This window comes from Stenotrophomonas maltophilia (assembly GCF_004920835.1).
Classification (GTDB): domain Bacteria; phylum Pseudomonadota; class Gammaproteobacteria; order Xanthomonadales; family Xanthomonadaceae; genus Stenotrophomonas; species Stenotrophomonas maltophilia_AQ.
Genome location: NZ_QFHO01000072.1, coordinates 1 through 401 on the forward strand (window position 1 = coordinate 1; position 401 = coordinate 401).

Annotated in this window: 1 pseudogene; it reads left to right on the forward strand. The window is 48.4% G+C overall.

From position 1 onward, the window contains the following. A pseudogene (locus tag DI041_RS21115) lies at window positions 1-401 on the forward strand (protein kinase); the annotation flags it as partial.

Here is a 401-nt window from a genome sequence, read left to right on the forward strand (position 1 = left end):
TGTTGGTGGCACTCGACAAGGCCGAACGCGAGGGGGGAGTAGACAAGGATCAGTTGAAGAGTTTTAACAGTTTGATTCTGAAGACTTACAGAGTGATTGAAGACTATGTCAAAGGCAGAGAAGGGGATACCAAGAATTCCAGTACGGAAGTATCCCCCTATCATCGCAGAAACTTTATGCTATCGATCGTCGAACCTTCACTGCAGAGGATCCAGAAGCATCTGGACCAGCCACACTCTTTTTCTGATATCGGTTCACTAGTGCGCGCACATAAGCACCTGGAAACGCTTTTAGAGGTCTTAGTCACCTTGTCACAGCAAGGGCAGCCCGTGTCCTCTGAAACCTACGGCTTCCTGAATCGATTAGCTGAGGCTAAGATCACCTTGTCGCAGCAATTGAAC